Raw genomic sequence first — 7,507 nt, 5'->3', positions numbered from 1 at the left:
CAGCAAAAGCTGCTGCCACTGTGCGCTTGTTCTGTAAGTTTTCATCACCTGCTCCGAATTTATCATTGAGCAGGTATTTTTAGATAATCAGAACATCGATGCTAGGTGTGGTTCGCTAGACGCTTACGGTTTTAGTCATAGGCGTAATTATTACAGTATTAGGGAACTTGCTGTCGGCTTTAGTTAATGATTTCATATTATTGTGTATAGTCCGCAGCTTAACGGGTCTAGGTGAGGGGATGATAGTTGCGGTTGGTATAAGTGCTATAGGTATGACTAAAAATCCTAATCGTTGGTTTGGGTTTTATACTGCTGCGATTGTTATGGTGCAGGCAATTGGTTTGGTACTTGTTCCTATAGTATATGAGCAGTTTTCATTACTTGGTGTTTTTATCGCCATGGCATTCTTTTACGCACTGCCATTGGGAGTTGTTAAGCTGTTACCAAGTAAAAGTGATGACTATAAGTTGTCTATAGACGCTGAGGATCTTGTACTAAAACAGCCAAGTAAATTACTTAATTTAGGATTATTAAGTTTATTGTTTTTTTACATCAGTATTGGTGGTGTGTGGACTTATATGTCGCTAATGGGTACCAGTGGTGGTTTAACTTTATCATTTGTTTCTCAGGCTTTAGCAACCGCAATGATAGCGGGTTTATTCGGTGCGCTGTTTTTTGCCTACATAGGGCACCATGGTAAAAATATAGGGCTGTTATTCATTTCGTTATTACTTATGGCTTTACCTTTATGGGGTTTAGGGGATGGTTTAACAGGAACTCGATACCTGATTGCGTTATGTGTATTTAGTTTTTTTTGGAGTATTGCTGGCGCACGTTTATTTGCTGTTATTTCTGATGTTGATCGCTCAGGAAAGTATATAAGTTCAGCTCAAACCGTCGTGGGTTTTGGTTATATTATTGGGCCTATTTGTGCCTCTACCCTTGTAAAGGGTAACGGCTATACTGAAGTGATAACGATGGGAACAGTTTTACTAGGTTTATGTTTTGTTTCAATATTGCCGTTAGCTCGATTTAAAGTAAATACAGTAATTTAATATCGTTTTATAGAATCGATAGAAATTTGGTTATTTAGGTACTCTTGCTTTTCTGCTTTTTGATAAATTTTCTCAAGTATCTCTCTACCTTGCGTTATTTGCCCAAAAGCAGCAAAACCTAAACCATCGTTATAGCGTTTACCGCCATAATTAAGTTCTGGCTGATCGTTAATACAAATAAAGAAACTACCATCGGCGGTTCCTGGTTCAAACCTTGCCATTGATATAGTGCCATCTAGGTGCTTTATACCTGTTTCTCTTGTTGATTCATGCACAATACCGGCAAGTAACTTAGGATGTTCAGGAGGGAGACCTGCTTGAATTACATTTATTTTTGCATTTGCATCTTCAGCTTGGCCTGCATTTTCATCTGTTACGATTCTAAAAATACTACTGCCGTCGAATAAGTTATTATCAACATACTTAAGGAAGTTTTTAACGGTAATTGGGGCTTTATCTAAAAATAACTCAAGTGTGATATTACCCAGCGAAGTCTCTATTAAAACATGGGGAGTTTTATTCATAATTCCTACTAACATTAATTTTTTAGAAAGATTAATGTTTTATTATGATGTATGTCTGCCGAATATAATTTAGTATTTAAAGCTAAAACCCCATAATCTTTTTATTTTAGGGTAGATAAACTACTTACACGGGAACTAACATGGTTAGAAAAAGCATTAAATTAGACAGACTAAATCGTCGTATTTTAACCGAACTACAAAATAACGCGCGTATTAGTAATAATGAATTATCTACAATTATAGGGTTATCGCCAAGTGCTTGTTTACAAAGAGTGAAAGCATTAGAGGATAGTGGATATATTATTGGCTATGCAATGGTCGCTAATGTCGATAAGTTATGTGTAAACGTAAAAGCATATGCCCACTTTACATTAAAAAGTAATACTTACGAGCATTGTGGTGTTTTTGAAAAAGGCATTAAAAAATATAGTGAAGTGGTTGATTGTATGAAGGTTAATGGCAGTATAGATTATATAGCCTTTATGATGGCATCAAGTATTGAAGACTTTAATAGTGTGTGTAATGAAATTATGAAAGACACTTTAGGGGTAGAAAAAATAACAAGTCACTTTGTGTTAGAAACGGCAAAATGGTTTGGAGGTTATCCACTTGAATCATTAGAGTGGAAAGTGCAAGACGAATAACAAACTAACTTAGATAGGCTCTAAGTGGATTATTAAATCTGCTTGTGCAAATCTAGCGCAGAAAAGATAAACCGATTTTCTATTATATTTATAAATGCATAGCTGCTTATCTATTAATAAAAGCGCTATAAATCATATTAATAGCGATGGTAGTACGTTAACTAAGTTATACTCGTTTTTCATCACCTCACCTATTGAGTATTCGTGGATATCAAAGGCACTTGTATTGCATCAACTATTGATGAGCATGGCCCTGTTTATGTATATCAAACAAAAAAAAATCTTATTCTCAGCTTTGACGGAAAAATTTATCAAAGCTGTATTAAATTAAATAATATTAACGGGTTAAGCTTAGCTTATACGCAAGCTATGATGGCTGCGCTTTTTTTTATTCCGCACTTAAAAACCGCGATGATAATGGGACTTGGGGCGGGCTCTATAGCAAAAAGTCTTTATCATGCGTTTCCTGCACTGACTATACATACCGTTGAATACCGTAAAGCCGTTGCTGATATGGCTATAAAATATTTTGAAGTTCCTGTGTCAGAACGTTTGTTTATTCATATTGATGATGCGGCAAACTACATGAAAAATACGCAGATAAAAACGGACGTTATTTTTTCTGATTTATACAGCTCAGAAGGGATGGAATCAGATCAGGTGCAATCATCTTACTTACGCGATTGTAAAAATGCGCTCACTTTTGATGGTGTTTTAGTACTTAATATTTGCCATACCAAAGTTGGGCAGAGGGAAGCGTTCGATCAACTTCTTGAGAAAGAATTTGCAGGAAAGATTCTTAGTTTTATTATTGAAGGCGGTAATAAAATTGTGTTCGCTTTTAACAATAAAATGCCTGCACTTACTGAAGATGAATTACTTGCTAAAGCTCACGTGTTACAAAAATTAATAAACGTACCAATGACGCGCTATGCCGAGCTTTTATTTAATTAAAATGGTTAGTTTGATTTACTGGTAAATGACGCGTTTGAATCCATCCATCTATCTGTTGTTCATTTAAACTTGGTTAAACTAATCATACTCTGAATAAAAATAATAAAGTACGTACCCGTACGGAAACACTCATACATGGATTACTGTAAAAATATAATCGCTAAATTTATAAGCGCGATGCAAAAGCGACCTGGATTGTTGGCTGTGTTGGCATTTTTGTCGGGCGTTGCTAGCTTTGCACTTGTAGATAGAAAAGAGTCTTTTTCGCAAGTTATTGCGATATTTTTGCTTATTAGTTGGTTGTGGCTAATTATTGATAATTGGTTACGTGACAAAGTAGAAGAAAAGTTTGGTGTGGCTGTATCTCCTAATGTAATGCGTTTTGCTCTGCAAATGGTGCAACAAGAAAGCTTATTTTTTGCTTTGCCGTTTTTTTTAGCGGTTACACAGTGGGATCATCCTCAAGCAATTTTTACTTCCCTCATTGTTTTGTGTGCGGTTATATCGGTTATAGACCCCTTTTATTACAAAAAACTTGCTAGAAACCGTACGTTATTTAGTGTGTTTCATAACTTTGCTTTATTCGTTGTTTTGCTTGTTACTTTACCTATTTTGTTAAACCTTACAACGAGCCAAAGTTTAGCCGCAGCTCTTATAACTGCTGTAGTGGTCACTCTACCGAGTTTAAACAATTTAATGCCTAATGCACGCTGGTGGCGTTTTCCTATTCTTGTATTGATTTTATGTGCTTTGAGCACTGCTGTGTGGCAATTAAGGAGCTATGTGCCTCCTGCTGCGCTGCGATTAACCGATATTACGTTAGCTCATGAAGTTGATTTACAGCATAAAAAGCCAGTAGGGAGTATTAAACAGTTAGACTCTTATACACTGCACCATCAAGGTTTATATAGTTGGACTGCTGTTAAAGCACCAAGAGGCTTAAATGAAAAAATATTTCATGTGTGGCTTCATAATAAAAAAGAAGTTGATCGGATCACGTTAAATATAAACGGCGGGAGAGAGCTAGGTTATAGAGCGTGGACACACAAAGTAAACTTTCCTAAAGACTCTGTTGGTAAGTGGCAAGTAAAAGTAGTCACCGAATCAGGTCAGTTAATAGGTTTAACGAAATTTACTGTTACACCTTAATTAACTTAGTCGGCTGTATTTTAAACACATAGCTGATATAGTTTTTGCATTCCAAACTAATGGACATAGTTAATGAGTATTGCTTTTGAGATTTTTATTTGGCTAATTGTTGAAACTGGTTTGAGTTTTTTATTTTACTCGACCGGTTGGCTGCTATTAAAAGTGGTAACGTTGGGGCTGTATAAAAGCGAGTTTAAAGACTTTGCATCTTATAAAGCGAGTAAAGCTAGAAGAGTCGACTTAACCTTCTTACTCGGTTTTGGTTTTTATGTTGCACTGATTGTCCTTATGGCTTATTTAAGTCACTAAACTGGCTAACAAATTAGGTTAATAATTTAAGCAGCTTAATGAATTATTGCTGCTTATAGTTTTCCCCTTTACCGCACTTTTTTACACTTCCTACTTATACTTTTCCTGTTTTTGCAATAGGGAACACCTCACCGTTAGTACTATAACTATCATCTGAACTATTAAATTAAGTACCTGCTAGAGCATTGCTCGGTGCGTATATAGCTTTGGTTTGTTGGTTGAAATCCGAGCTAATTGCAACTTGTAGTTTATGGGTAATACTTAGTAAATACTTCAAAATCTAATAAATAAAACAATATATATGCATCCATTTATTTCGCTAACACGTTTTATAACAATACTATGCGCCACTTTTTACCATTTATGATGGTTTTGGACTTAATAAATGACTCACTATTTAAAATATGTATTTGTTATTACGACTCTAGCGGGAGCAAATACAGCTTACGCACAAGCACAAGAGCACTATCAAGAGCTTGAAGTGGGCGTAGGCGGAAATATTAAGCATACCCATACTGACGTAAATTATAAAAATAAAGAGTTTGATTTACATATTCACCCATTATGGGAAAGCCGATATGTTACCGAAGGTCGAGATAACCTTGCTGGTAATGGTATTGCATCAATTGCTACTGAGTTTAATTATAAAAACTTTGCGGTGATCCCTTGGGCGGCAAAAGGTATTAGTAGTGATTATTCAGAGCTTAATTTAAATGCTATTTATACCGCTCACTTATCTGAGCGGATAGAGATGTATGTAGGTTATAACTATATTAAAGCTCGTGAAGAAGGCATTGATGCTCACGATAATGAGCTAAGCCTCGACTTTGCGTATTTTTATGCAGACGATATTCAGTTATTAAGTAGTGTTTATCATTCATTTGATGCCAGCGGTACATTTTTGGAGCTGGCAGTAAAAAAAGATTTTTATATTAACGATTTACTATTATTGGATATTCAATCGGGCGTGGGGTTTAACGCGGGGTATGTTAGTGATGGGCACAACGGAATTAACAACGTAAAGTTTACTGCAAACTTGTCGTATCAGCTTTTTAATCAGTTAGCCTTATACACGTATACAAGCTATAGCATTGCCGTTAATAAAGATGAAAAACGCTTTGCAGGTGACGAGACACTTCGAAATATATTTTGGGGTGGTGTAGGGCTAAGTTATCAATACTAATCGTAACGGTTTAAATTAATTAGGTGCAGTAAATTTACTGCACCTAATACCAATTTGCAATAATACTTAATCATTTTGCGGGGCTAAACGTGTCGCTACCTGTGTTAAAAAACTTTCATTTACGGCTGCATGGATGCAGAAGGTAGAGCAATGCAGGAGCAATTGCCGAGAACAACCAAATAGCGAATTTTTTGCCTAGCTATCAACACGTTTTTCTACCCTCAAAATAGATCACTTAATTAAGCGAATTGGTATAATACAAAACCCACAACTCTTAACTCTTAAAACTACTTATGCTGCTTATTTTGATGTTCGTGGCTGTCATTGCTGTTATTCGTTTTACTTTCTTTGTTATCAACTTTTTGAATGGGTTGATTACGAACACACATTAAGTCATCAGCCATATATTGGCAGCTTCCTATATATAAGTCGTTATGCCCACCCTGATACTGACACGATTGTGACTTTTGCTTTTCAAAGCATGCTTTCACTGCTATTTGATTAAGAGGCTGAGAATGTGCTGCCGCATAACCACTTAAAAGTAATAATGAAGGAGCAAGTAAAACAAACAGTGACTTATATTTAATAGTCATAACTTTCTCAATGCTTTGGTGGTGGTTTATTACCCGGTGGCGGGCCACCTGCTGCTCTTACTGACTCACCATGAAGGCAGCCAATAAACAAATTTTCGCTCGGGCTGGCAGCATGATAATGATAGCCTCTGGTTTCATCTGTTATACCACGGCATTCGTCGAGTGACTCTTCATTGCCTTGTGCATCTTTCATTGCGTAAATACCGTAACCGTCAACGGCATAACCTATTAAAGGGGCGTGTCCGTCAGTACTTGGAGCTGAATTGGTACATCCTGTTGTTGAATGATAGTGATAACCTTGGTGCAGGTTAATATGCCCACCGCAGTCGTCAAATGCTGCAATTGTATAACTGCCTAAAATAGCATTTATAGGTGCAGGGCCTGAAAGTTCAGTACCATCAAGCGCTAAGCCCACGGTGTGTAATCGGCTGGATTTTTTACTCACTATTGGTGTAGTCGGAATTAAATACGTAAGCGAAAAGTTATCTTCTAAATAGGATAGCTCGCATTCAATACAATTTTGTTTGTATTGTTCTTCTACATCTGGGCGTGCAGCACCTGAGCAAGATTCTTTTGTTGCTGTATAACGAACTTTATTTGTTTTTGCGTCATACAATACCCATTTTTCATCGCCGTAGTATTCATCTAGCTTAAGAATAAAGTCGCCAGTTAAGTCGACTAGCTCTCCTTTACCTTGTTTATCAAACCAAGTACCTGATACATCAGCTCCGTCTGTTGTGCTGCGAGGGCAAAATGGGCCAGGCTCTCTGCCTGCGGGTGCACCTGATGTAGTAAACTCATAACAGGTTGTTTTAGTACCTTGCTGGGTTTCACAATCAACAATTTTAGGCTCTGTAATAAAAGCCTCTTGTTTGAACATAGATAGCTTTATTGATTGATTCGCTTTTTGCGGCTCACTAAGTGGGCTACTGACTTGCTCGGTATTTTTGTTAGTAGATGAGTCGTTGCAACCACTTAGAGTTAAAGCTGTTGCGGTAACAATGATTGCATATGCGCTATAATTTTTTAAGCCCATTACTTGTATCCTTTTCGGTATAGGTTTTGGCGTACTTATACTGTGGCATATTACTGGCCA

General features: G+C 36.7%; 9 protein-coding genes. 6 read left to right on the top strand and 3 right to left on the bottom strand.

The genetic code is table 11. From position 1 onward, the window contains the following. Positions 1-137 precede the first annotated feature (137 nt). The gene (locus QL995_RS14115) at positions 138-1,055 is read left to right on the top strand and encodes an MFS transporter (RefSeq protein ID WP_290294436.1); all 918 of its coding nucleotides are present in this window, start codon (positions 138-140) and stop codon (positions 1,053-1,055) included. Here the strand turns inward: QL995_RS14115 and QL995_RS14110 are convergent. After that, positions 1,052-1,579: a peptidylprolyl isomerase gene (locus QL995_RS14110; protein WP_165726006.1), complete on the bottom strand. Its 528-nt coding sequence runs from the start codon at positions 1,577-1,579 to the stop codon at positions 1,052-1,054. The genes QL995_RS14115 and QL995_RS14110 overlap by 4 nt on opposite strands. Positions 1,580-1,719: 140 nt before the next feature. Here QL995_RS14110 and QL995_RS14105 point away from each other — a divergent pair, with 140 nt between their 5' ends. From QL995_RS14105 to QL995_RS14085, 5 genes are all read left to right on the top strand, one after another. Further along, positions 1,720-2,223 (top strand): Lrp/AsnC family transcriptional regulator, encoded by a 504-nt coding sequence (locus tag QL995_RS14105; protein ID WP_165726008.1) that lies wholly within the window; start codon positions 1,720-1,722, stop codon positions 2,221-2,223. A 204-nt stretch (positions 2,224-2,427) separates the two neighbouring features. Next, the gene (locus QL995_RS14100; RefSeq protein WP_290294434.1) at positions 2,428-3,177 is read left to right on the top strand and encodes an ATP-binding protein; all 750 of its coding nucleotides are present in this window, start codon (positions 2,428-2,430) and stop codon (positions 3,175-3,177) included. Positions 3,178-3,312: 135 nt separating this feature from the next. Continuing rightward, entirely contained in the window at positions 3,313-4,326 is a 1,014-nt protein-coding gene (locus QL995_RS14095; protein ID WP_290294433.1) for a DUF5924 family protein, read from the top strand. 72 nt (positions 4,327-4,398) lie between these two features. Continuing rightward, positions 4,399-4,635: a hypothetical protein gene (locus QL995_RS14090; protein ID WP_290294432.1), complete on the top strand. Its 237-nt coding sequence runs from the start codon at positions 4,399-4,401 to the stop codon at positions 4,633-4,635. A gap of 385 nt (positions 4,636-5,020) precedes the next feature. After that, on the top strand, positions 5,021-5,818 hold the full coding sequence (locus tag QL995_RS14085; protein WP_290294431.1) for a hypothetical protein: 798 nt from the start codon (positions 5,021-5,023) through the stop codon (positions 5,816-5,818). A gap of 287 nt (positions 5,819-6,105) precedes the next feature. Here QL995_RS14085 and QL995_RS14080 read toward each other — a convergent pair whose 3' ends face one another. Further along, on the bottom strand, positions 6,106-6,411 hold the full coding sequence (locus QL995_RS14080) for a hypothetical protein (RefSeq protein ID WP_197188775.1): 306 nt from the start codon (positions 6,409-6,411) through the stop codon (positions 6,106-6,108). A 7-nt stretch (positions 6,412-6,418) separates the two neighbouring features. After that, entirely contained in the window at positions 6,419-7,447 is a 1,029-nt protein-coding gene (locus QL995_RS14075; protein ID WP_290294430.1) for a YHYH protein, read from the bottom strand. Positions 7,448-7,507: the final 60 nt, after the last annotated feature.

It is taken from the genome of Pseudoalteromonas sp. APC 3358 (assembly GCF_030408075.1).
GTDB classification, from domain to species: domain Bacteria; phylum Pseudomonadota; class Gammaproteobacteria; order Enterobacterales; family Alteromonadaceae; genus Pseudoalteromonas; species Pseudoalteromonas arctica.
This window is presented reverse-complemented; position numbering and strand designations above follow the sequence as displayed.

Bases quoted from the DNA above. Each gene is read 5' to 3' on its own strand.
- QL995_RS14110 (WP_165726006.1), bottom strand. From the start codon at position 1,579: ATGAATAAAACTCCCCATGTTTTAATAGAGACTTCGCTGGGTAATATC.
- QL995_RS14105 (WP_165726008.1), top strand. From the start codon at position 1,720: ATGGTTAGAAAAAGCATTAAATTAGACAGACTAAATCGTCGTATTTTA.
- QL995_RS14095 (WP_290294433.1), top strand. From the start codon at position 3,313: ATGGATTACTGTAAAAATATAATCGCTAAATTTATAAGCGCGATGCAA.
- QL995_RS14090 (WP_290294432.1), top strand. From the start codon at position 4,399: ATGAGTATTGCTTTTGAGATTTTTATTTGGCTAATTGTTGAAACTGGT.
- QL995_RS14085 (WP_290294431.1), top strand. From the start codon at position 5,021: ATGACTCACTATTTAAAATATGTATTTGTTATTACGACTCTAGCGGGA.
- QL995_RS14080 (WP_197188775.1), bottom strand. From the start codon at position 6,411: ATGACTATTAAATATAAGTCACTGTTTGTTTTACTTGCTCCTTCATTA.
- QL995_RS14075 (WP_290294430.1), bottom strand. From the start codon at position 7,447: ATGGGCTTAAAAAATTATAGCGCATATGCAATCATTGTTACCGCAACA.